The sequence below is a fragment of the Kosakonia beeri genome (assembly GCF_054165705.1).
The window spans coordinates 2,847,659-2,871,822 of record NZ_CM135106.1 but is presented as its reverse complement, the minus strand read 5'-3'; the positions used below and the strand labels follow the sequence as shown (position 1 = coordinate 2,871,822).

General features: G+C 53.2%; 21 protein-coding genes, 1 other RNA gene and 1 other annotated feature (1 of these 23 cut by a window edge). Of the genes, 16 read left to right on the top strand and 6 right to left on the bottom strand.

Going from position 1 to position 24,164, the window contains the following annotated elements:
- Nucleotides 1–10: a sequence feature (Phe leader region), on the top strand (it extends 115 nt beyond the left edge of the window).
- A 40-nt stretch (nt 11–50) separates the two neighbouring features.
- From pheS to selO, 9 genes are all read left to right on the top strand, one after another.
- A complete protein-coding gene (gene pheS / locus ACUY4S_RS13635; protein ID WP_312685923.1) occupies nt 51–1,034 on the top strand; it encodes a phenylalanine--tRNA ligase subunit alpha in 984 nt (327 codons plus the stop codon).
- 14 nt (nt 1,035–1,048) lie between these two features.
- The gene (gene pheT, locus ACUY4S_RS13630; protein ID WP_312685926.1) at nt 1,049–3,436 is read left to right on the top strand and encodes a phenylalanine--tRNA ligase subunit beta; all 2,388 of its coding nucleotides are present in this window, start codon (nt 1,049–1,051) and stop codon (nt 3,434–3,436) included.
- A gap of 4 nt (nt 3,437–3,440) precedes the next feature.
- Entirely contained in the window at nt 3,441–3,740 is a 300-nt protein-coding gene (gene ihfA / locus ACUY4S_RS13625; protein ID WP_006820203.1) for an integration host factor subunit alpha, read from the top strand.
- A gap of 100 nt (nt 3,741–3,840) precedes the next feature.
- On the top strand, nt 3,841–4,821 hold the full coding sequence (btuC, locus tag ACUY4S_RS13620; RefSeq protein WP_458022256.1) for a vitamin B12 ABC transporter permease BtuC: 981 nt from the start codon (nt 3,841–3,843) through the stop codon (nt 4,819–4,821).
- 34 nt (nt 4,822–4,855) lie between these two features.
- Nucleotides 4,856–5,407: a glutathione peroxidase gene (locus ACUY4S_RS13615; RefSeq protein WP_458022255.1), complete on the top strand. Its 552-nt coding sequence runs from the start codon at nt 4,856–4,858 to the stop codon at nt 5,405–5,407.
- The gene (gene btuD / locus ACUY4S_RS13610; RefSeq protein WP_458022254.1) at nt 5,407–6,156 is read left to right on the top strand and encodes a vitamin B12 ABC transporter ATP-binding protein BtuD; all 750 of its coding nucleotides are present in this window, start codon (nt 5,407–5,409) and stop codon (nt 6,154–6,156) included. Before ACUY4S_RS13615 ends, btuD begins: the two co-directional genes overlap by 1 nt.
- Nucleotides 6,157–6,234: 78 nt before the next feature.
- Nucleotides 6,235–6,699, top strand: a complete 465-nt coding sequence (locus ACUY4S_RS13605; protein ID WP_312685937.1) for an NlpC/P60 family protein — start codon at nt 6,235–6,237, stop codon at nt 6,697–6,699.
- Between the two features lie 321 nt (nt 6,700–7,020).
- Nucleotides 7,021–7,734: an EAL domain-containing protein gene (locus tag ACUY4S_RS13600; protein WP_312685940.1), complete on the top strand. Its 714-nt coding sequence runs from the start codon at nt 7,021–7,023 to the stop codon at nt 7,732–7,734.
- A gap of 61 nt (nt 7,735–7,795) precedes the next feature.
- Nucleotides 7,796–9,238, top strand: coding sequence for a protein adenylyltransferase SelO (gene selO, locus ACUY4S_RS13595; RefSeq protein ID WP_458024221.1), 1,443 nt, complete (start codon nt 7,796–7,798; stop codon nt 9,236–9,238).
- 2 nt (nt 9,239–9,240) lie between these two features.
- Here selO and hemP read toward each other — a convergent pair whose 3' ends face one another.
- The 4 genes from hemP to ppsR all read right to left on the bottom strand — a co-directional run bounded on the left by hemP (nt 9,241) and on the right by ppsR (nt 11,615).
- Nucleotides 9,241–9,432 carry a hemin uptake protein HemP gene (gene hemP, locus ACUY4S_RS13590; RefSeq protein WP_312685945.1) on the bottom strand — a complete coding sequence of 64 codons (192 nt, stop codon included), beginning with the start codon at nt 9,430–9,432 and terminating at the stop codon, nt 9,241–9,243.
- 149 nt (nt 9,433–9,581) lie between these two features.
- Nucleotides 9,582–10,628 carry a 3-deoxy-7-phosphoheptulonate synthase AroH gene (gene aroH, locus ACUY4S_RS13585; RefSeq protein WP_312685946.1) on the bottom strand — a complete coding sequence of 349 codons (1,047 nt, stop codon included), beginning with the start codon at nt 10,626–10,628 and terminating at the stop codon, nt 9,582–9,584.
- The gene (locus ACUY4S_RS13580) at nt 10,621–10,770 is read right to left on the bottom strand and encodes a hypothetical protein (RefSeq protein ID WP_458023297.1); all 150 of its coding nucleotides are present in this window, start codon (nt 10,768–10,770) and stop codon (nt 10,621–10,623) included. Before ACUY4S_RS13580 ends, aroH begins: the two co-directional genes overlap by 8 nt.
- 11 nt (nt 10,771–10,781) lie before the next feature.
- Nucleotides 10,782–11,615 (bottom strand): posphoenolpyruvate synthetase regulatory kinase/phosphorylase PpsR, encoded by an 834-nt coding sequence (ppsR, locus tag ACUY4S_RS13575; RefSeq protein WP_312685949.1) that lies wholly within the window; start codon nt 11,613–11,615, stop codon nt 10,782–10,784.
- Nucleotides 11,616–11,946: 331 nt separating this feature from the next.
- Between ppsR and ppsA the strand changes: the two genes are divergently transcribed.
- The 5 genes from ppsA (at nt 11,947) to ACUY4S_RS13550 (ending at nt 19,085) form a co-directional block, all read left to right on the top strand.
- A complete protein-coding gene (gene ppsA, locus ACUY4S_RS13570) occupies nt 11,947–14,325 on the top strand; it encodes a phosphoenolpyruvate synthase (protein WP_312685951.1) in 2,379 nt (792 codons plus the stop codon).
- A 217-nt stretch (nt 14,326–14,542) separates the two neighbouring features.
- Nucleotides 14,543–15,952 (top strand): MFS transporter, encoded by a 1,410-nt coding sequence (locus ACUY4S_RS13565; RefSeq protein ID WP_458023299.1) that lies wholly within the window; start codon nt 14,543–14,545, stop codon nt 15,950–15,952.
- The gene (locus tag ACUY4S_RS13560) at nt 15,949–18,321 is read left to right on the top strand and encodes a glycoside hydrolase family 3 N-terminal domain-containing protein (protein WP_458023301.1); all 2,373 of its coding nucleotides are present in this window, start codon (nt 15,949–15,951) and stop codon (nt 18,319–18,321) included. Before ACUY4S_RS13565 ends, ACUY4S_RS13560 begins: the two co-directional genes overlap by 4 nt.
- 224 nt (nt 18,322–18,545) lie before the next feature.
- On the top strand, nt 18,546–18,740 hold the full coding sequence (locus tag ACUY4S_RS13555) for a hypothetical protein (protein ID WP_312685956.1): 195 nt from the start codon (nt 18,546–18,548) through the stop codon (nt 18,738–18,740).
- Nucleotides 18,741–18,866: 126 nt separating this feature from the next.
- Entirely contained in the window at nt 18,867–19,085 is a 219-nt protein-coding gene (locus ACUY4S_RS13550; RefSeq protein ID WP_312685957.1) for a hypothetical protein, read from the top strand.
- Here the strand turns inward: ACUY4S_RS13550 and rprA are convergent.
- Together rprA and ydiK are read right to left on the bottom strand one after the other, a co-directional pair.
- An RNA gene (gene rprA, locus ACUY4S_RS13545) (antisense sRNA RprA) lies at nt 19,082–19,189 on the bottom strand. The two genes, ACUY4S_RS13550 and rprA, sit on opposite strands and share 4 nt — an antisense overlap.
- A 190-nt stretch (nt 19,190–19,379) precedes the next feature.
- The gene (gene ydiK, locus ACUY4S_RS13540) at nt 19,380–20,486 is read right to left on the bottom strand and encodes an AI-2E family transporter YdiK (RefSeq protein ID WP_312685959.1); all 1,107 of its coding nucleotides are present in this window, start codon (nt 20,484–20,486) and stop codon (nt 19,380–19,382) included.
- Between the two features lie 208 nt (nt 20,487–20,694).
- Here ydiK and ydiJ point away from each other — a divergent pair, with 208 nt between their 5' ends.
- A complete protein-coding gene (gene ydiJ / locus ACUY4S_RS13535) occupies nt 20,695–23,751 on the top strand; it encodes a D-2-hydroxyglutarate dehydrogenase YdiJ (protein ID WP_458023304.1) in 3,057 nt (1,018 codons plus the stop codon).
- A complete protein-coding gene (gene menI, locus ACUY4S_RS13530) occupies nt 23,748–24,158 on the top strand; it encodes a 1,4-dihydroxy-2-naphthoyl-CoA hydrolase (RefSeq protein WP_312685962.1) in 411 nt (136 codons plus the stop codon). Before ydiJ ends, menI begins: the two co-directional genes overlap by 4 nt.
- Nucleotides 24,159–24,164 lie beyond the last annotated feature (6 nt).

Sequence of the window (24,164 nt, the reverse complement as noted above, 5' to 3'; positions counted from 1 at the left end):
CTTTTTTTGTATCTGCCGCATGTAAATATCGTCATATAACGAGGAAAACCATGTCACATCTCGCAGAGCTGGTTGCCAGTGCCAAGGCAGCCATTAACGATGCCCAGGATGTCGCCGCGCTGGACAATGTTCGCGTCGAATATTTGGGTAAGAAAGGGCACCTGACCCTTCAAATGACCACCCTGCGTGAGCTGCCGCCAGAAGAGCGCCCGGCTGCCGGGGCGGTGATCAACGAAGCTAAAGAGCAGGTACAGCAAGCGCTGAATACCCGTAAAACCGACCTTGAAAACGCGGCACTGAACGCGCGCCTCGCGGCTGAAACTATCGATGTTTCCCTGCCTGGACGCCGTATCGAGAATGGTGGTTTGCATCCGGTAACCCGCACCATTGACCGTATTGAAAGTTTCTTCGGTGAGCTCGGCTTTACCGTGGCGACAGGTCCTGAAATCGAAGATGATTATCATAACTTCGACGCCCTGAATATTCCGGGCCATCACCCGGCACGCGCTGACCACGACACTTTCTGGTTTGATGCCACCCGTCTGCTGCGTACGCAAACGTCCGGCGTGCAGATCCGCACCATGGAAAATCAGCAGCCGCCAATCCGTATCATCGCGCCGGGCCGTGTTTATCGTAACGACTACGATCAGACACACACGCCGATGTTCCATCAAATGGAAGGGCTGATTGTTGATAAAAATATCAGCTTTACCAACCTGAAAGGCACGCTGCACGATTTCCTGCGTAATTTCTTTGAAGAGGATCTGCAGATCCGCTTCCGGCCGTCTTACTTCCCGTTTACTGAACCTTCTGCAGAAGTCGACGTAATGGGTAAAAACGGGAAATGGCTGGAGGTGTTAGGCTGCGGTATGGTTCATCCAAACGTGCTGCGTAATGTTGGCATTGATCCGGAAGTTTACTCTGGCTTTGCGTTTGGAATGGGTATGGAGCGTCTCACCATGCTGCGTTATGGCGTGACCGATTTGCGCGCTTTCTTCGAAAACGATTTGCGTTTCCTCAAACAGTTTAAATAAAGGCAGGCAAAACAATGAAATTCAGTGAACTGTGGTTACGCGAATGGGTAAACCCGGCCATCGATAGTGAAGCGCTGTCTGGCCAAATCACTATGGCGGGTCTTGAAGTCGACGGCGTTGAGCCGGTTGCCGGTGCGTTTCATGGCGTGGTAGTTGGCGAAGTCATGGAGTGTGCTCAACACCCGAACGCGGACAAATTGCGCGTAACAAAAGTCAATGTGGGCGGTGATCGCCTGCTGGATATTGTCTGTGGTGCCCCGAACTGCCGCCTGGGTCTGAAAGTGGCTGTAGCGACTGTTGGCGCAGTGCTGCCGGGCGATTTCAAGATCAAAGCCGCAAAATTGCGTGGGGAGCCGTCAGAAGGCATGCTGTGCTCCTTCTCAGAACTGGGGATTTCTGACGATCACAGCGGCATTATTGAATTGCCGGCAGACGCGCCGATTGGTACCGATATCCGCGAATACCTGAAACTCGATGACAACACTATCGAAATCAGCGTAACCCCAAACCGTGCTGACTGCCTGGGCATTATCGGCGTCGCGCGTGATGTTGCTGTACTGAACCAGTCTCCGCTGCTTGTGCCGGAGATTACACCGGTTACCGCGACCATCACCGATACATTGCCGATCGTGGTTGAAGCGGCAGACGCCTGCCCACGCTACCTCGGTCGCGTCGTAAAAGGGATTAACGTTAAAGCCCCTACGCCGTTGTGGATGAAAGAGAAACTGCGTCGCTGCGGAATTCGTTCTATCGATGCTGTTGTCGATGTGACCAACTTCGTACTGCTGGAACTCGGTCAGCCGATGCATGCGTTCGACCGCGATCGCCTGGAGGGCGGGATTGTCGTTCGCATGGCGAAAGAGGGTGAAACCCTGGTTCTGCTGGACGGAAGCGAAGCCAAACTGAATGCCGACACCCTGGTGATCGCCGATCACAGCAAAGCGCTGGCGATGGGCGGTATTTTTGGCGGCGAGCATTCCGGCGTGAACGCTGAAACACAGAATGTCCTGCTGGAGTGTGCGTTCTTCAACCCGCTGTCGATTACCGGCCGTGCACGCCGTCATGGTCTGCACACGGACGCGTCTCATCGTTATGAGCGTGGTGTTGATCCGCAGTTGCAGTATAAAGCCATGGAACGTGCGACCCGTTTGCTGCTCGACATTTGCGGTGGAGAAGCAGGCCCGGTTATCGATGTGACCCATGAAGACACGTTGCCAAAGCGTGCCACTATTCGTCTGCGCCGCAGCAAACTGGATCGTTTGATTGGTCATCACATCGCTGATGAGCAGGTGAGCGATATTCTGACGCGCCTGGGCTGTGAAGTGACCGAAGGTCAGGATGAGTGGCTGGCCGTTGCGCCGAGCTGGCGTTTCGATATGGAAATCGAAGAAGACCTGGTTGAAGAAGTCGCGCGTATTTACGGCTACAACAATATTCCGGATGAACCGGTGCAGGCTGGCCTGATTATGGGTGAGCACCGTGAGGCGAACCTGTCACTTAAGCGCGTGAAAACGATGCTGAACGACAAAGGCTACCAGGAAGTGATCACCTACAGTTTCGTTGATCCGAAACTGCAACAGCTGATCCATCCGGGCGAAGAAGCGCTGATTCTGCCAAGCCCGATCTCCAGTGAAATGTCTGCGATGCGTCTGTCATTGTGGACCGGCCTGCTTGGTACCATCGTCTATAACCAGAACCGCCAGCAGAGCCGTGTACGCATTTTCGAAACCGGTCTGCGCTTTGTGCCGGATACGCAGGCAAATCTGGGTATTCGTCAGGATGTCATGCTGGCGGGGGCCATCTGTGGCAACCGTTCCGAAGAGCATTGGGATTTGGTGAAAGGCAGCGTCGATTTCTTCGATCTGAAAGGTGATCTTGAGTCTGTCCTGGAACTGACGGGCAAATTATCGGCAATCGAATTCCGTGCAGAGACCAATCCGGCATTACATCCGGGGCAGTCGGCGGCGATTTATCTGAAAGATAAACGTATTGGTTTCATTGGTGTTGTCCATCCTGAGCTGGAACGCAAGCTCGATTTAAACGGCCGTACACTGGTGTTTGAATTGGAGTGGAATGCGCTTGCAGACCGCGTGGTTCCTCAGGCTCAGGACATTTCTCGCTTCCCGGCGAACCGCCGTGATATCGCTGTTGTGGTTGCCGAAAATGTGCCTGCAGCAGATGTTTTGGGCGAATGTAAGAAAGTTGGCGTAAATCAGGTAGTTGGCGTAAACTTATTTGACGTGTACCGCGGTAAGGGTGTAGCGGAAGGGTATAAGAGCCTTGCCATTAGCCTGATCCTTCAGGATACCAGCCGTACACTCGAAGAAGAGGAGATTGCCGCTACCGTTGCCAGATGTGTAGAGGCATTAAAAGAGCGATTCCAGGCATCATTGAGGGATTGAACCTATGGCGCTTACAAAAGCTGAAATGTCAGAATATCTGTTTGATAAGCTTGGGCTTAGCAAACGGGACGCAAAAGAGCTGGTAGAGCTGTTTTTCGAAGAGATCCGTCGTGCTCTGGAAAACGGTGAACAGGTAAAACTCTCCGGCTTTGGCAACTTCGATTTGCGCGACAAAAATCAACGTCCGGGTCGTAACCCCAAAACGGGCGAAGATATTCCCATTACAGCCCGGCGCGTGGTGACCTTCAGACCCGGCCAGAAGTTAAAGAGCCGTGTTGAAAACGCTTCGCCGAAAGCTGAGTGATATGAACTAATTAAAAAGGCCGCTATGCGGCCTTTTTTCTTTTCAGCCCTGCGCATCAATCATAAAATCAGTCTCCTGACTGACCGCGAAAACGGAAATCATGCTGGCATACGCACATCTTCAACAGCAAAAAAATCGCCGCTGGCTTTGCGGACTATCGCTGCTCTTACTGTTTGCGCTCTTCTTTAGTCTCTGCGCGGGTGAACAATGGATTGCGCCGTCTGCCTGGTTTACGCCCAACGGGCAACTCTTCGTCTGGCAAATTCGCCTGCCGCGCACGCTGGCTGTAATGCTGGTGGGTGCGGCGCTTGCCCTTTCTGGTGCCGTGATGCAGACCCTGTTTGAAAACCCGCTGGCGGAGCCCGGTTTGCTCGGTGTTTCCAGTGGTGCGGGCGTTGGGGTGATTGCTGCTGTGCTGCTCGGCGGTGGTATGCTGCCAGGCTGGGCATTAGGGGTATATGCGATCGCGGGCGCACTGATTGTCACCCTGATTTTGTTGCGTTTCGCGCGTCGGCACCTTTCCACCAGCCGGTTGTTACTGGCCGGGGTGGCATTAGGGATCATCTGTACGGCATTAATGACCTGGGCGGTTTACTTCTCGACATCATTCGATTTACGGCAGTTAATGTACTGGATGATGGGCGGCTTCGGTGGCATTGACTGGCAGCAGAGCTGGTTAATGCTGGCGCTGTTGCCAGCCATTATCTGGATAAGCCTGCAATCGACACCACTTAATATCTTGGCGCTGGGCGAAGTTTCGGCGCGACAACTGGGCTTGCCCTTATGGCTGTGGCGTAACCTGCTTGTGGGCGCTACCGGCTGGATGGTTGGTGTCAGCGTGGCGCTGGCCGGGGCGATAGGATTTATTGGTCTGGTGATCCCGCATATTCTCCGCTTGTGCGGTTTGACAGACCATCGTGCGTTACTGCCTGCTTGTGCGCTGGCGGGCGCGGTTGCGCTGTTACTCGCCGATGTGGTTGCCCGTCTGGCGTTAAGCGCTGCAGAACTTCCGATAGGTGTCGTGACCGCAACGCTGGGCGCGCCCGTCTTTATCTGGCTATTATTGAGGGTCGGGCGTTAGATCCGGCATCCATAACATCAACAAAAGGTACGCTATGCAACAGGATATTCTGAACACTGAAGTAACGACCATTAATGGCGAACGCACTACGCTTGAGGCATATCGCGGCGATGTTTTGCTGGTGGTTAACGTGGCATCTAAGTGTGGTCTGACACCGCAGTATGAGCAACTGGAGCAGATCCAGCAAACGTTGGGTAAAGAAGGGTTTAAGGTGCTGGGCTTCCCCTGCAATCAGTTCCTGGGCCAGGAACCCGGCTCCGAAGAGGAGATCAAAACCTTTTGCAGCACTACCTATGGCATCACGTTCCCGATGTTCAGCAAGATCGAGGTCAACGGTGAGGCCCGCCATCCACTGTATAAAAAACTGATTGCCGCTGCGCCAAAGGCGATAGCGCCTCAGGGGAGCGGTTTTTATGAACGAATGGAAAGCAAAGGACGGGCGCCAAAAGAGCCGGGCGATATCCTCTGGAACTTCGAAAAATTCCTGATTGGGCGTGATGGTCAGGTGATCCACCGCTTCTCGCCGGACATGACTCCGGACGATCCTGCGCTGGTGGAAGCGGTTAAAGACGCGCTGGCAAAATAATGTCAGGGCTGTTAAACCTGCGGGATGTGGCCGAAGCGGGCAGGCTGGGGCCGATAACAGCGCAGGTGGGGCGCGCTGTTATCCTGCATTTAGTCGGGCCGAACGGCGCGGGTAAAAGCACGCTGATGGCCCGGCTTGCCGGGTTGTCAGAGGGGCAGGGGGTCGTCTCTTTTGAGGGTAAACCCCTGGCAAGCTGGTCAGCGACGCAGCTTGCGCACCAGCGTGCTTATCTTGCCCAGCATCAAACCCCACCATTTGCGATGCCGGTCTGGCACTACTTATCGCTGCATCAGTCTGATAATGCGCATAGCACGCTGGTGCCAGAGATCGCCGGCAAGCTGGGGTTGATGGACAAGCTTGACCGTTCCGTTAACCAGCTTTCGGGTGGTGAATGGCAACGTGTGCGTCTGGCCGCAGTGATTTTGCAAATCCACCCGCAGGGGAACCCTTCCGGGCGACTGCTCTTACTGGATGAACCCATGAACAGTCTCGACGTTGCCCAACAGGCCGCGCTGGACAAGCTGGTTGATGAACTGGCGGCGGCGGGGATCACAGTGGTGATGAGCAGCCACGACCTTAACCATACCCTGCGTCACGCGCATCAGGCCTGGTTACTCAAAGCCGGTAAGCTTGTTGCTGCCGGGGCTGCAAACGAAGTATTAATGCCATCAATACTTGCCACTGCGTATGGTATGCCGTTTCGCCGGCTGGATATTGAAGGGCATGCGATGTTGCTCCCGCTGGCGTGACAAAAACGTGACTTGCCAGGGATCTCATTCCCACGGTAGATTATTCCGGAAAAAAGAAAGAAAGAGGCTTGATCCAGAATGCGTATCTGGTTTCTCGTGGCAGCAGCGTTATTCCTTGCAGGATGTAGCTCTCATCGCGCGCCGCCACCTAACCCGAGGCTGTCCGACTCGATTACCGTTATCGCGAACCTGAACGATCAGCTTGGCGAATGGAGTGGCACGCCCTATCGCTATGGTGGAATGAGCCGCTCAGGTGTGGACTGTTCCGGTTTTGTGATGATGACCTTTCGGGACAAATTCGCCCTTCAGCTTCCGCGTGAAACGCGTCAGCAGGCAGAAATTGGAACCCGTATCGACAAAGATGATTTACTGCCCGGCGATCTGGTTTTCTTTAAAACCGGCTCTGGTGAAAATGGTCTGCACGTAGGAATTTACGACACGGACAATGCATTTATCCACGCATCGACGAGTCGTGGTGTGATGCGATCCTCACTGGATAACGTGTACTGGCGTAAAAATTTCTGGCAGGCGCGGCGCATTTGAGTCATTAGCGTCGTTCGCGACATGATAAAAGAGGAATCGCGCTACGCAGAGCGCAGCCTCTTTTGTTTTTAAGGGTTTACCTTTTTGATTCCAGGAAATTTCCGCTAATTAATATTTATAATATTAATTAATCTGGTCGTACACTTGGAACCGGGTATGCAGATTATTCGCATTTATCCTGGATGGTTTAAAAAGGATTAAGGATAATTCGAATTTAAAACGGAAAAAAATGACGTTAATCCTATTAAAATTAAGAAATTTGAATTATGTATATCTGGGTCTGTGTATGCCGGAAATCACCCTTAATGCGGGACTGGCTCAATGATCGTATCGCTTGATGACACATACCGCTCCGAGCTTTTATTACTGCCTGCGAAAAAGCGTAACGGGATGCTTCAGGGGCTGGAAATTATCGTCAACTTTGTGGGGTTAGACAGCAATGTCCGCGCCCCTACAGAGCTGGTTGCCCCACGTCTTACGGCAAGCGAAACGCTGGAACTGTTTACCGAACAACTGGCGTTGCTGGAAACCTGCCAGCTCTTTTTTATACAACATCAGTTAATCGCCTGGATAAATATCTCACCCCATATTGTTGAAGCTCTGCTCAGCGACGAACAACTTGCGGCCAGCGTCAATAAATTTCCGTTCCTTGAGTTAATGATCAATGAGAATTTTCCCTGTCTGAATAAGGGGAACGAAAATCAGATATTGTCTCTATTGGCGAAACAATATCCGTTGGTGTTAGCCAATTTCGGTACTGGCGCCGCATCGACGAAAGCCATTTTTGATGGCCTGTTTAAAGGTGTGATGTTTGATAAAAATTTTGTACATCAACGATTATCGTCAAGCTCTTTTGAACCCTTTATAAGGGCGATTGTTTCTCAAATTGAACCCTATTGCCGATCGATAATGATTGCCGGCATTGATGACGAACTGGCGCTAAAGCGGATTGCGCCATTCCCTTTCAGCGCCATTCAGGGCGCGATGTGGCCGGCAGTCACTGTACCGATGCTAACCTCACTGGCACATTCATAGCCTTGCTTTTCCTCCGTGTTTAAATACCGTTGCAGGCTCTACACTAAAGGCAGGAGGATTTATGACCCTGTCTTTTACAACACACTGGCGCGATGAGCTGCCACAATTTTATACCGCACTGCTTCCAACGCCGTTGCATAACGCCCGTCTTATCTGGCGTAACACCGCGCTGGCGCAGGTGCTGGGCGTGCCCGATTCACTTTTCCAGCCGTCGTCCGGCGCTGGCGTCTGGGGAGGCGAAACCTTGTTGCCCGGTATGTCGCCGCTGGCGCAAGTCTACAGTGGGCATCAATTTGGTGTATGGGCCGGTCAACTGGGCGACGGGCGTGGTATTTTGCTCGGCGAACAGCAATTGCCAGATGGCTCAACCCGCGACTGGCATCTCAAAGGTGCAGGTCTGACACCGTATTCACGGATGGGCGATGGCCGGGCCGTGTTGCGTTCTACCATCCGTGAGAGCCTGGCCTCAGAAGCGATGCACCACCTCGGCATTCCCACAACGCGTGCGCTGAGTATTGTCACCAGTGATACTCCCGTCATACGCGAAACGCGCGAGCAAGGGGCAATGCTCATGCGCATAGCTGAAAGCCATGTGCGGTTCGGTCACTTCGAGCATTTTTACTATCGGCGTGAACCGCAAAAGGTGCAGCTACTGGCAGACTTTGTCATCCGTCACCATTGGCCGGCGTTGCAGGAAGACAGCGATCGCTACGTGTCCTGGTTTCGGGATGTGGTGCGGCGCACGGCAAAGTTGATAGCCCAATGGCAGGCGGTCGGCTTTGCCCACGGCGTAATGAACACCGACAATATGTCGATCCTGGGGCTGACTATCGATTACGGCCCATTTGGTTTTCTCGATGATTATCAGCCAGGTTTTATCTGTAACCATTCGGATTACCAGGGGCGCTACAGTTTCGAAAACCAACCGGCGGTTGCCCTGTGGAATTTGCAGCGTCTGGCGCAGTCGCTTTCACCATTTATTGCGGTTGAAGCGTTAAACGCCGCACTGGACGAGTACCAGCACATTCTGATGGATGAATATGGCGTGCTGCTGCGCGCGAAGCTGGGTTTCTTTAGCCAGCAACAAGGGGACAATGCGCTGCTTGATGCGCTGTTTTCACTGATGGCGCGGGAAGGGAGCGATTATACCCGGACTTTCCGCATGCTAAGCGTGACGGAACAGCTCAGCGCCAGCTCGCCGCTGCGTGATGAGTTTATCGATCGTGCCGCGTTTGATGCGTGGTTTGCGCGTTACCGCGCACGTTTACAGACCGAAAATATTGATGATGCACAGCGCCAGCATCAGATGCTGAGCGTTAACCCGGCTATGGTGTTGCGAAACTGGCTGGCACAACGCGCGATAGCCGCCGCTGAGCAGGGCGATATGACGGAACTGGAACGGTTACATGAGGCATTGCGCCAGCCTTTCATCGATCGTAATGATGATTATGTCAGTCGTCCGCCAGACTGGGGAAAACGGCTGGAAGTAAGCTGCTCAAGCTAATCTTACTTAGTAAGGATCAGTTTCCCGGCATGGGTCTGGCGCAGCAAGTACTCTTGTCCCTTGTGCTCAATGACAATGCGCCCTTCGTCGCCCAGCAGCGTCTGGCTGTTGATGCGGCGATCGGCCGGGGTCACGTAGGTTGTATTTTCCTGCGAGCTGACAGGGAGGCGCGTCGTGCTATCCATATGCGACATATCCACTCAAACAATGCAATGTTAACAATGATAATCATTATCAATATTATAGAGTGAGAGGCAAGCGCATGACGGAAGAATATCGGTATTCCCCCAGGAAAACGTAGGCGGATGCATTCGGCGTACCCGCCGCGGACGGCGGGCGAAGGTCAAAAACGCGTGGCGATGGCAGCGGCCAGGTCATCCAGCAGCCGTTCACTGTCTTGCCAGTTCAGGCAAGGGTCGGTAATGGATTGCCCGTACGCCAGTGGTTGGCCATGAACGATTTTTTGTGTGCCTTCCTGGAGAAAACTTTCCACCATCACGCCAGCAATGGCCGTAGAGCCATTACGGATCTGCGCACAAACATCTGCACATACATCCAGCTGGCGGCGGTGCTGTTTCTGACAATTGCCGTGGCTGAAATCCACCACCAGATGTTCTGGCAGACCGAATTCACGCAGCGCCTCGCAGGCTGCGACGATATCGCCATGATGATAATTCGGTTTTTTCCCGCCACGCATGATGATATGACCATAAGGATTGCCGCTGGTCTGGTAAATGGTCATTTGCCCGCTTTTATCCGGCGAGAGGAACATATGGCTGGCACGCGATGCGCGGATCGCATCGACGGCAATACGCGTATTACCATCCGTACCATTTTTGAAACCGACCGGGCAGGAGAGCGCAGAAGCCATTTCCCGGTGGATTTGGCTTTCTGTTGTCCGCGCGCCGATAGCACCCCAGCTGATCAAATCGGCAATAAACTGGCCGGTAACCATATCCAGGAACTCGGTTGCGGTCGGTACGCCCAGCTCATTGACCTGGAGCAGTAACTGACGTGCCAGTGCGATACCGTGGTTAACCCGATAGCTGCCGTTCAGATCCGGGTCGGAGATCAGCCCTTTCCAGCCCACTACGGTGCGGGGTTTTTCAAAATAGGTCCGCATCACAATTTCCAGATGCGCATGATATTTTTCCCGTAAGGTGCGCAGACGACGGGCATAATCCATCGCCGCGTCCAGATCGTGGATCGAGCAGGGGCCAATAACCACCAGCAGGCGGCGGTCTTCGCCATTAAGGATTTTTTCTATCCGGCGGCGGGAGTCGGTTACATGCTCCGCCACCGTTGCGCTAACGGGGTATTGCTGCGCAAGTTCAGCCGGGGTGACCAGGCTGTCAATTCGCGCAGTGCGAAGTTCATCGGTTTTATTCATCAGAGATCTCAAAAATGTGTGCTTCATCGGCAGAAATACCGGAAGTAATGGGCGACACCTTAAACCAATCCTGGCTTAATTCAAGTGTAGCCGTGACGCCCATCACGTTGTTGCGGCACATCATAGCGCATTGCGAACTCATGTACTAGCCTGTTAGTACATGCGGCGGTTCAGGCCCATAATGTCGAGCATTTTGGTCGCAATCTCTTCGACGGAGTAATTGGTGCTGTTAAGGCACGGAATATTATTTTTGCGGTAAAGCGCTTCCACTTCCTGCACTTCCATACGGCACTGGCGCAGCGATGCGTAGCGGCTGTTCTCGCGACGCTCTTCACGAATGGCGGCGAGACGTTCAGGATTAATGGTCAGACCAAATAATTTATGTTGCAGTGGCTTCAACGCAGCGGGAAGAATGAGATTATCCATGTCATCGGCAATAAAAGGATAATTTGCCGCGCGAATACCAAATTGCATTGCCAGATAGAGACTGGTTGGCGTTTTACCGCAGCGGGAAACGCCGAGTAAAATCACCTGCGCCTGATCAAGGTTGCGCAACGAAATACCATCATCATGGGCAAGCGTGTAATCAATTGCCGCAATACGCGCATCATATTTGGTTAAATTCCCAGGATTAAGGCCATGCGTGCGGTGCGCAATCGGGGTGGGATCGAGTTTTAATTCTTGTTGTAAAGGCGCAACCAGCGCCTGGACGATGTCCTGACAGAATCCTTCGCTTTGCAAAATAATGTTGCGAATTTCCGGGATCACAATGGAATAAAAAACCAGTGGGCGATTACCGGTCTGTTGATAGAGCGCATCTATTTGTTCTTTGACAGCTTTGGCGCGGCTTTCGTTTTCGACAAAGGGCAGCGTGATGCTGCTAACGGCGACAGGGAATTGTGACATCACCGCATGGCCTAATACCTCGGCTGTGATAGCGGTTCCATCAGAAATATAAAACACGTGGCGATCAACAGAACTGTCCATTTAACCCATCCTGAATATCATGCGTAATTCTATGAAAGCATAAATTAAAAGCCCGATCTTGCGTATACCCTTTTTCTCATTTTTAAAAATGAAATGCTGTTTTTATTTTTAATGAAAAGTGCAGTTCAGTTTTTTTAATCTACTATGAAAAATAAGGTTTTACTCAAAAAAATTATTTCCTGAAGGGCGTTGATTGATGGGAATCTGTCCGAAAAACCAGAAATCGTAATTGCTTACACGATTCACCGTTTTTTCAATGAAATTAAATATGCCAGGATTAATGCGTAGTCTGGTGTTTTACCCATTCATATATCACAAAAGGATTGTTTCGATGTCCAACAATGACTCGTCTCCGCTGGTGCTTTGGTATGACCAACTCGGCATGAATGATGTAGACAGAGTTGGAGGCAAAAATGCCTCCCTTGGTGAGATGATTACTAACCTGTCCGGTGTGGGTGTTTCCGTACCGAATGGTTTTGCGACCACCGCCGATGCGTTTAACCAGTTTCTTGAGCAGAGCGGGCTGAACCAACGTATTTATGAACTGCTGGATAAAACGGACATCGACGATGTTGCCGAACTGGCGAAAGCCGGGTCGCAGATTCGCCAGTGGATCGTCGACACGCCGTTTACGCCAGCGCTGGAAAAAGCCGTTCATGATGCGTATGCCAGGTTGTCAGAAGACGATGCGCAGGCTTCCTTTGCTGTTCGATCGTCGGCAACAGCGGAAGATATGCCGGATGCGTCCTTTGCCGGGCAGCAGGAAACCTTCCTTAACGTACAAGGCTATGACGCGGTGCTGGTGGCGATTAAACATGTTTTCGCCTCACTGTTTAACGATCGCGCCATCTCTTATCGTGTGCATCAGGGTTATGACCATCGCGGCGTTGCGTTGTCGGCAGGGGTGCAACGTATGGTGCGTTCCGACATCGGATCTTCCGGCGTGATGTTCTCCATTGATACCGAATCCGGCTTTGACCAGGTGGTATTTATCACTGCGGCCTGGGGGCTGGGTGAAATGGTGGTGCAGGGTGCGGTAAACCCGGATGAATTTTACGTGCATAAACCGACGCTTGCGGCTAATCGCCCGGCGATCGTGCGTCGCACAATGGGGTCGAAAAAAATCCGTATGATTTATGCGCCGACCCAGGAACACGGAAAACAGGTGCAGATCGAAGACGTGCCGCAGGAAGAACGCGATCGCTTCTCACTGACCGACGAGGAAGTGCAGGCGCTGGCGAAGCAGGCTGTACAGATTGAACAGCACTATGGCCGTCCAATGGACATTGAATGGGCGAAAGACGGTCATACCGGCAAACTGTTTATTGTGCAGGCGCGCCCGGAAACTGTTCGCTCGCGTGGCCAGGTAATGGAACGTTACACGTTGCATGCCCAGGGCAAAATCGTCGCTGAAGGCCGGGCCATTGGCCACCGCATTGGTGCGGGTACGGTTAAAGTGATCCACGATATCAGCGAAATGAACCTGATCCAGGCGGGCGATGTGTTGGTGACAGACATGACCGACCCGGACTGGGAGCCGATCATGAAAAAAGCGGCGGCCATTGTGACTAACCGCGGCGGTCGTACCTGCCATGCGGCAATCATTGCCCGCGAACTGGGGATCCCGGCGGTAGTGGGATGTGGCGACGCGACCGAGCGCATCAAAACGGGTGAGAAAGTGACCGTTTCCTGTGCCGAAGGTGACACCGGGTATGTGTATGCCGATCTGCTGGATTTTAGTGTGAAAAGTTCCAGTGTCGATACCATGCCGGACCTGCCGCTAAAAATCATGATGAACGTGGGTAATCCGGATCGTGCCTTCGATTTTGCCTGCCTGCCTAACGAAGGTGTAGGCCTGGCGCGTCTGGAATTTATCATCAACCGCATGATTGGCGTCCATCCGCGTGCGCTGCTTGAGTTTGATGATCAGGATCCGAAGCTGCAAAACGACATCCGCGAAATGATGAAAGGTTTCGATTCGCCGGTGGAATTTTACGTTGGCCGTCTGACGGAAGGCATTTCAACGCTTGGGGCAGCCTTCTGGCCAAAACGTGTGATTGTGCGTTTGTCCGATTTTAAATCGAACGAATATGCCAACCTGGTGGGGGGCGAGCGCTACGAGCCGGAAGAAGAGAACCCGATGCTCGGCTTCCGTGGCGCCGGGCGTTACGTGGCCGACAGTTTCCGCGACTGTTTTGCGCTTGAATGCGAAGCCGTGAAACGTGTGCGTAATGAGATGGGGTTGACCAACGTCGAGATTATGATCCCGTTCGTACGCACCGTTGAGCAGGCGAAAGCCGTTGTCGATGAGCTGGCGCGGCAGGGGCTGAAACGCGGCGAGAACGGGCTGAAAATCATTATGATGTGTGAAATCCCGTCGAATGCCCTGCTGGCTGAGCAGTTCCTCGAGTATTTCGATGGTTTCTCGATCGGGTCGAATGATATGACTCAGTTAACGCTGGGCCTTGACCGTGACTCCGGTGTGGTGTCAGAACTGTTTGACGAACGCAACGATGCGGTGAAAGCTCTGCTTTCTATGGCTATCCGCGCGGCGAAAAAACAGGGCAAATATGTCGGTATTTGCGGTCAGGGGCCATCGGATCACGAAGACTTTGCTGCCTGGTTAATGGATGAAGGCATTGACAGCCTCTCCCTGAACCCGGACACCGTCGTGCAAACCTGGTTGAGCCTTGCCGAACTGAAAAAATAACGGCTAAATCAAAATCCCCGACATCATGTCGGGGATTTTTTCTGCTTTCACTGCGAATTCGTCTTCGATCACAATTACCAAAAAACGTAAAAAGCCTGGTAATTATTGCAATTGTGACCCGCATTTCTTCTTCCAATACTTGAGCCGGTAGTGAGTGGCGTGACGCGAATTATCACGTCAGGTTGAAATATTTTTTCACCTCACAAGGCTAATAAAAATGACAATTCCCTCTGTCCTGCGTACTTCAGACAAAATAGGCTACGGCCTGGGCGATATGGCCAGTGCGCTGGTCTGGCAAACAGCCACGCTGTTTCTCGCCTATTTCTATACCGATGTGTTTGGCTTGCCAGCTGCAATTATGGGCACCATGTTTTTAGTGGTGCGTGCGATTGATGCTTTTGTCGATCCCTGTATTGGCGCGCTGGTCGATCGTACTCAGACGCGGCACGGCCGTTTTCGCCCATGGCTGCTGTGGTTTGCCATACCCTTCGGCGTAAGTTGCATCATTACGTTTTACGTGCCGGATGCGGGGGCGACGGCAAAAATTATCTACGCCTGCGTCACTTATGCGATCCTGAGTTTTATCTATTCGGCCATTAACGTCCCTTACTGCGCCATGCCGGGTGCGCTGACCATGGATCCGCATGAACGTCATTCATTGCAGTCCTGGCGCTTTGGCCTGTCCTTTATTGGCGGTTTGATCGTCACCGTCATTGCCTTGCCATTGGTGGCGCAGTTGGGTGGCGGCAACGATCAAAAAGGCTATTTCTACGCTATGAGCCTTATGGGGATCCTCGGCATTGCGCTGTTTTTTGGCTGCTTCTTTATGACCCGCGAGCGATTCACCCCGCGTAATGACAGTTCCGGTTCCCTGGTCAGTGACCTGAAACTGCTGGCGGCAAATAGCCAGTGGCGCATCGTATTTGTGTTCAATATTTTGCTGTTAACGGCGGTGGTGACGCGCGGTTCTGCAACCATGTATTACGTCAAATATGTGCTGCAACGTCCGGAAATGGTTTTTACGTTTATTGTTTCTGGCATGCTTGCCGCGCTGGCTGGCGCACTATTATCTGCACGTCTGCTGGGGAAATTTGACCGTGTGCGTGCCTATCAGTGGACGATTATTACCTTTGTCGTCTTTGCCGCGCTGATCTTTATTATTCCTCCTACCCAGGTATGGCTTATTTTTGCCGTCAACATCGTGTTCAGTTTTATTCAAAACCTGACCACGCCGCTGCAATGGACCATGTTCTCTGACGTTGTTGATTATGAAGAGCATCGCAGTGGTCGGCGGCTGGATGGCCTGGTATTTTCCACTGCGCTATTTGCCATTAAATTCGGCCTTGCGCTGGGCGGTGCCGTGGTGGGCTGGGTGCTTGCGGCGGTCGACTATGCGCCCAATCAGGCGCTACAAAATGCGACCGTACTCACCACCATTAACGCACTGTTTACCCTTATCCCTTGCCTGTTGTTTATCTGTATGGTGCTGCTGTTAACGCGTTACAAACTCAACAGCCAGCTTGCCGACACCATTGCACAGCAATTGATTCAGAAACGTGGCGAGCCGCAGAGCACAACGGAGCCGCAAGATTCCCCGGATTTCAGTAACACAGGAGTGACCCGATGAGTGCGATTTATCAGGATGCCAGCCGCCCGGTTGCAGAGCGCGTGGCTGATTTACTGGCGCGAATGACGCCGGAAGAGAAATTCGCCCAGATGCATGCGCTGTGGCTGGTGCTGGACGAAAACGGCAAGCACCGGGAACGTACGGACCTGAGCGATGAGTTTGCCGGTGTCAGTGCGCAGGCTGCGCTGGATCAACGGTTGAAGCTCGGCGTCGGGCAGATAACACGCCCGCTGGGCACCCATATCGTTGACGCACACAGCGGCGTGCGCGCAGCCAATGCGCTGCAAAAGAGACTGGTGGAAGAGACGCGCCTTGGTATTCCGGCGTTGTTCCATGAAGAGTGTCTGGTGGGCCTGTTGTGCAAAGACGCTACGCTATTTCCCTCCTCACTGAATTATGGCTCAACCTGGGATCCGGAACTGATCAAGCGTGCGGCGCAGCAAATAGGCGAAGAGGCGCGCTCTACGGGCTGTAAGCAGGGCCTTGCACCCGTGCTGGATGTTTCCCGCGATGTGCGCTGGGGGCGCACCGAAGAGACGTTCGGTGAAGATCCCTGGCTGGTGGGGATCATGGCGTGCGCGTATGTAGAGGGTTTACAGGGTGAGAAGGGCGATTTACTGGCGACGCTTAAGCATTACGTCGGTCACTCATTTAGCGAGGGAGCACGTAACCATGCACCGGTACATCTCGGTTTTTGCGAACTGAACGACACCTTCCTGTTGCCATTTGAGATGGCGGTCAAGCTGGCAAAAGCCGGGTCGGTGATGCCGGCTTATCATGACATTGATAACCAGCCAGGCCATAGCGACCACTTTCTGCTGACTACCGTGTTACGTGAGCAGTGGGGCTTTGACGGCATAATCGTTGCCGATTATGGCGGCGTCAGTTTGCTGCACCAGCATCATGGCATTAGTCATGATGCGGCAGAATCGGCCGCGTTGTCTTTCAATGCCGGTCTGGATGTCGAATTACCGAAAGATGATTGTGCGCGGCATCTGGCGCAGGCCGTAGAACGTGGGCTGATATCGATGGCTAAGATCGACGAAATCGTTGCCCGTGTACTGGCGGTGAAGTTTCGCCTGGGTTTGTTTGAGCAGCCTTATACGGATGAGCGCGCTATTCGCTTGCAATCTGACGATGCGCGACAGACCGCGCGCGAGGTGGCGACGCGTTCACTGACGCTGCTGGAGAATAATGGCATTTTGCCACTTAATGGCACGCCGCGGCTGGCAGTCATAGGCCCAACGGCGGACGATCCGTTGGCACTCCTTAGCGGTTATAGCTTCCCGGTGCATCTGATTATCAGCGATATGCTGGAAGAGACTTCGCAGGTCACCACGCCTCTGCAGGCGTTGCGCAACGTGCTGGGCGAGGAAGGTGTTCGCTATGCTAAGGGCTGCTACATTATTGAAAAGCGCGCCTCAGGCGCACCGGTATTTCCTGGTGATACCTCTGGCAAGCCGATCCAGCAATCGCCAGTATCGAACGATACCTCGCTGATCCCGCAAGCAGTGCGTGTAGCCCAGGAGAGTGAAGTGGTAATCGCGTGTGTGGGCGATCTGGCTGGTTTGTTCCAAAGTGGCACGGTAGGCGAAGGCTCAGACACGGATAGCCTGGCTCTGCCTGGCGTGCAGCAGCAATTATTGGAAGCGCTGGTCGATACCGGTAAGCCCGTCATTGTGGTGATGACCGGCGGGCGTCCTTATCACCTGCAGGGGCTGGAATCGCGCGTTGCCGCTTTGCTAATGGCATGGGCGCCGGGGCAGGAGGGCGGCTGGGCCATTGCAGATGTGCTGACAGGGCGTGCCGAACCGCAGGGGCGGCTGGTGGTGAGTGTACCCAAGAGCGCGGGCGCGATGCCGTACTACTACAATCATAAACTGAAAAGCGGCGGCACGCCCTTTGCCTTCCATTTCGGTTCCCGCTACCCCTTCGGCTACGGTCAAAGCTGGACGCATTTTACCTATGCTCAGCCGGTTTTGCTGACGCCAGAGGTCAGCATTGAGGGGGAAATCCGTGTTCAGGTCGCCGTCAAAAACAGCGGTGAACGCAGCGGCAGTGAGGTTGTGCAGCTCTACGTTCGCGATCACATCGCCTCGCTGGTGCGCCCGGTAAAAGAGTTGAAAGCCTTCCAGCGCGTGGCCCTGGCACCAGGTGAAACGGCGACACTGACCTTTACCCTGCCGGTCGATATGCTCAATTTTACGCGCCGCGATGGCCGACGTATTGTCGAGCCGGGAGAGTTTACGCTGCAAATAGGCGCTTCATCGGCCGATATTCGCGGCGCGGTTACCGTGAATGTCACTGGCGAAACCCGGGAGCTCCCGCGAGACTGGAATATGATGAGCCAGTGTCATATTAACCAGTAGTTATTTGAGTAACATAAGGCCTGTTAATATAACAAACAGGCCTGTTACCTAACATCTGCCTAAGCGATTTGTGGGATCGTAAGCTATTTGTGCGTGCCCCTGTTATTTATTGATTGTGCTGATAATTACCCTGCATATAATTCATCTTATCAACTGATTTATGCCATGCCAGCAATACATACGTCATGTCTGGTGAGGCGGAATATTCGCGTAAGGAAGATGAAATGAGAAAGAAATACGGGGAACACCGATATGTGCATTTTATTTGTAATGGGCTTACCGGTTTTATTGAAGTGGAACCGTGTGGGGGGATGTGGGTGAGCTATGCGGGCGAGCGCCGGGGCTACGGCGGGCTGCAGGGCCGGTTAAAACACGTTGTCGACCATATTATGCAGCAGCATGGGTTAATGCATCACTGACGTATTCGTCTGTTATTACGTATTTCCTCGCAGTAAGAAATGCAGCACAGAAATCCTTATTTATTCGACGGTGAACCTTTTGTTTACCGGCAGATAAATACACTTACAAAACCAGAGAGCAGTTAAATGAAAGCAATATCAATGATTATTGCGGTACTGGCCTGCGCCAGCCTCGCAGGTTGTGCGTCATATAACGAACATATTAAAGCCTGTGACGGGCAGGACGTGAGCGCGGTCCATCTCGCGTTTGATTATTTGCCGATCGGTGCAGTGCTGGATAACGGAACCTGCGCGGTGACAGGCGGTAATCATGTGCAAACAACACGTACTCAACATGCAGGATAAAAAAAAGCCCATCGTGGGAGATGGGCAAAGACTACACACAGCAATTCATTGTTTCACTCAGGGGATTTCCATGCTTATAAATCAAGATGTTGATCTATAACCTTGAGCTAATAGTAGGCATCCTGAATTTTTGAGTCGATCAGATTCGTCTCATTAGTTAAACATACGTAAAGAATATACCTGCCAGGTACCGCATTCTGCGGGGTTTGGACGTCTCTTGCCAGAATTAGCGCAGCTGAATGATAAGCAATGCTTAATGATTACTTAAGGCGGGCTTCCCCGCCTTAAGGCGCGTCAGGAGGGGTTGTCTAAATCTTGCACATCGGTAAGTGCGTTATCACTGTCTTCGGGGGCCGGGGCTTCACTGACCCATGCCGAGAAAAGTCGCCACGAAACGGCGAGCAGTACCGGGCCAATAAACAGCCCAATCATACCGAAAGCGACCAGTCCGCCAATTACCCCGGACAGAATGAGGATCAGCGGCAAATCAGCCCCCATGCGGATCAGCACCGGGCGGATAAAGTTATCCAGCGTTGCCACCACACAACTCCATACCAGCAGTACGGTGCCCCAGGTCGAGTCACCACTCCAGTAGAGCCAGATAATAGCAGGAACTAATACCAGCAAAGGACCAATCTGTACCAGGCAGGTCATCAGCATCATCACGGTGAAAAGGGTAGCGTAAGGTACGCCGGAAATCGCCAGACCGATACCACCAAGTACCGCCTGCACCAGCGCCGTCACGACCACACCGAGCGCCACGGCGCGTATCGCCTGGCCGGCAAGCAGTACCGCCGCATCTCCGCGGCGGGAAGCCAGCCGGATGGCAAAGTGGCGAATACCCTGTGCTACCTGCTCACCGCGCCAGTACAACAGGGCGCTGAATAACAGCATCAGAGTACAATGCAACATAAAACGGCCAATATGCGCAGCCTGACCGACAAACCAGGTCGTGGTGGCGCCTACGTAAGGGCGCAGTTTCGCCATAATACCGCTTCCGCCCATGTCCAGCAGACTATGCCAGCCAGCATAAAGCCTGTCGCCAACCAGTGGAATGCTGTGCAGCCAGGCCAGATCCGGCGGCGATGTTACGCCGGTTGTTACCGCATGAATAACCGGGCCGCTGGAGTCAACCAAGCTATTAACCAGCAAAGCAACCGGAATAATAAACAGCAGGATCAGCAACAGCATCATCACCAGCACCGCCAGCGAGCGGCGGCCAAAAAGCACGCGTTGCAGACGCAGCAACAACGGCCAGGTTGCAATCACCACTGTACCCGCCCAGGCGAAGCCGAGGATAAAGGGCTGAACGACCCACAGACAGGCAATGATCATGAGCGCTAAAAACAGCACCGACAGCATGACTTGCGGTACATCCCTGGACTGACGTAGATCAACCATATGAATTACTCACCTTTTTACGTGGCCGAAAATTCGGTATATCGGGAAATCACCAGTGATAATGATTAATGATTTCAGCGATTTTGGACAGTCTGATTCTGCCTGTAATTCTCATGGGCGTATAAGAAAAAAATGTGATACAACGATGAATGCAACAAGCAAACGATTAACTCTTTACAACACTCACCGTCAGGCAGGGTCAAGCATAATGATCCCACAGATTTCCCAGGCACCCGGCGTCGTTCAGCTGGTGCTGAATTTTTTGCAGGCTTTGGAGCAACAAGGTTTTACAGGTGATACCGCCACCAGTTACGCCGACAGGCTGACAATGGCGACAGATAACAGTATTTACCAGTTATTACCCGATGCTGTCGTTTTCCCTCGTTCAACGTCAGACGTTGTCCTCATTACCCGCCTTGCCGCCGAAGAGCGGTTTCGCACGCTGGTGTTTACCCCGCGTGGTGGTGGTACCGGCACCAACGGGCAGGCGTTAAACCAGGGCATCATTGTTGATATGTCCCGCTATATGAACCGCATTATGGAGATCAACCCGGAAGAGGGGTGGGTGCGTGTAGAGGCGGGGGTCATTAAAGATCAACTGAATCAGTACCTCAAACCTTACGGTTTCTTCTTCGCCCCGGAACTCTCCACCAGCAACCGTGCGACACTCGGTGGCATGATCAATACCGACGCCTCCGGTCAGGGCTCGCTGGTGTATGGCAAAACGTCCGACCACGTTCTGGGCGTTCGCGCTGTTCTGCTGGGCGGCGATATCCTGGATACACAGGCGATGCCGGTTGCGCTGGCGGAAACGCTCGGGGCGGCGAACACGGCCATTGGCCGCATCTATAAAACGGTGCTGGAACGTTGCCGCGATAACCGCCAATTAATTCTTGATAAATTTCCGAAGCTTAACCGTTTTCTGACCGGTTACGATTTACGTCATGTCTTTAATGATGAGATGACGGAGTTTGACCTCACCCGTGTGCTGACCGGGTCCGAGGGCACGCTGGCTTTTATTACTGAAGCCCGTCTGGATATCACTCCTTTACCGAAAGTACGCCGGCTGGTGAACGTCAAATATGACTCCTTTGACTCTGCGTTGCGCAATGCGCCATTTATGGTGGAAGCGCGGGCGTTGTCGGTGGAAACGGTGGATTCCAAAGTACTGAACCTGGCGCGGGAAGACATTGTCTGGCATTCGGTTAACGAGCTGATTACAGATGTGCCGGATAAGACAATGTTGGGTTTGAATATTGTTGAATTTGCCGGCGATGATCAGGCCGTGATTGATGGCCAGGTGCAATCGTTGTGCGAGCGTCTGAGCACATTGATGGCGGACGGTGAAGGCGGCGTGATTGGCTGGCAAATTTGTGAAGATTTGGCCGGTATTGAACGTATCTATGCAATGCGTAAAAAAGCCGTCGGGCTGCTGGGCAATGCCAAAGGTGCAGCAAAACCCATCCCCTTTGCCGAAGATACTTGCGTACCGCCGGAGCATCTGGCCGATTATATTGTTGAGTTCCGCTCGCTGCTGGACAGCCACGGGCTGAGCTATGGGATGTTCGGTCACGTTGATGCCGGGGTGTTGCACGTGCGTCCTGCACTGGACATGTGCGATCCGCAGCAAGAGATACTGATGAAAACCCTCTCTGATGAGGTGGTTGCACTCACGGCAAAATATGGCGGCCTGTTATGGGGCGAGCACGGGAAAGGTTTCCGGGCAGAATACAGTCCGGCATTTTTTGGCGAGCAACTCTATGGCGAGTTGCGCAAAGTCAAAGCAGCGTTCGATCCGCAAAACCGTCTTAACCCTGGGAAAATTTGCCCGCCAGAAGGCATAGATGCGCCGATGAAGCAGGTCGACGATGTTAAACGTGGCACGTATGATCGACAGATCCCGATTGCCGTTCGTGCCTCCTGGCGTGGGGCTATGGAGTGTAACGGTAACGGTCTGTGTTTTAACTTCGACGCGAAGAGTCCGATGTGCCCGTCGATGAAAATTTCGGCTAACCGTATTCATTCACCGAAAGGACGCGCCACGCTGGTGCGGGAGTGGCTGCGCCTGCTGGCGGATCGCGGAATCGATCCTGTTCAACTGGAAAAAGAGTTGCCGGAAAAACGCGCCAGTCTGCGTTCGCTGATTGAACGGACCCGCAACAGCTGGCATGCGCGCCGTGGCGAATATGATTTTTCCCATGAAGTCAAAGACGCTATGTCGGGCTGTCTGGCCTGCAAAGCCTGTTCTACCCAATGCCCCATTAAGATAGATGTGCCGGAGTTCCGCTCCCGGTTTCTGCAGCTTTACCATAGCCGTTACCTGCGCCCCATGCGCGATCACCTGGTCGCGACGGTAGAAAGCTATGCGCCGCTGATGGCGCGAGCGCCGAAGACCTTCAACTTTTTTATGAGTCAGCCTTGGGTGCGTTCGTTGTCAGCAAAACACATCGGCATGGTGGATTTGCCGTTACTGTCGGTGCCGTCGCTGCAACGCCAGATGGTGGGCCACCGAACGGCCAACATGACGCTGGAGCAACTCGAACAACTCGATGTAGCGCAAAAAGCAAAAACGGTGCTGGTGGTCCAGGATCCCTTTACCAGTTATTACGATGCGCAGGTGGTCGCGGACTTTGTCCGGCTGGTGGAAAAACTGGGTTTCCAGCCTGTTGTGCTTCCTTTTTCGCCCAACGGCAAGGCGCAGCATATTAAAGGCTTCCTGAACCGTTTTGCGAAGACAGCGCAAAAGACAGCCGATTTCCTCAATCGCGTGGCTAAACTTGGCATGCCGATGGTAGGCGTCGATCCTGCGCTGGTGCTCTGTTATCGGGATGAGTACAAGCTGGCTCTGGGCGATGAGCGCGGCAATTTTCATGTGCAACTGGTGCATGAATGGCTACCTGCGGCGCTGGAAGAAAGAGACGCGCAGGCGATCAGCGGCGAGCCGTGGTATCTGTTTGGTCACTGCACTGAAGTGACGGCGCTGCCTGGCGCGCCAGCGCAATGGGCGTCTATTTTCGCGCGTTTTGGCGCGAAGCTGGAAAACGTCAGCGTTGGCTGTTGTGGAATGGCCGGAACCTACGGGCATGAAGTGAAAAATCATGCCAGTTCACTGGGTATTTATGAACTCTCCTGGCACCAGGCCATGCAACGTCTGCCGCGCAGTCGCTGTCTGGCAACGGGATACTCCTGTCGCAGTCAGGTGAAACGTATCGAAGGCAATGGCGTCCGTCATCCGTTACAGGCTTTACTGGAGATACTGGCATGATCTGGAAACGCGCGGTGACCCTGGAAGCGCTGAATGCCATGGGTGACGGCAATATGGTGGGGTATCTCGACATTCGTTTTGAGCGCATCAGTGATGATGCGCTTGAAGCGTCGATGCCGGTAGACCATCGCACCCATCAGCCATTTGGATTATTGCACGGTGGTGCCTCTGTGGTGCTGGCAGAAACGCTGGGCTCGGTGGCCGGGTATTTATGTACGGAAGGAGACAAAAAAGTGGTAGGGCTGGAGGTTAACGCCAACCATCTGCATTCCGTGCGTAGCGGGCGTGTTCGCGGCGTTTGCCGCGCACTGCATGCGGGCGGGCGGCACCAGGTGTGGCAAATTGATATCTTCGATGAACAGTCACGACTCTGTTGTTCATCGCGGCTGACAACCGCCATAGTCTGAGCCACA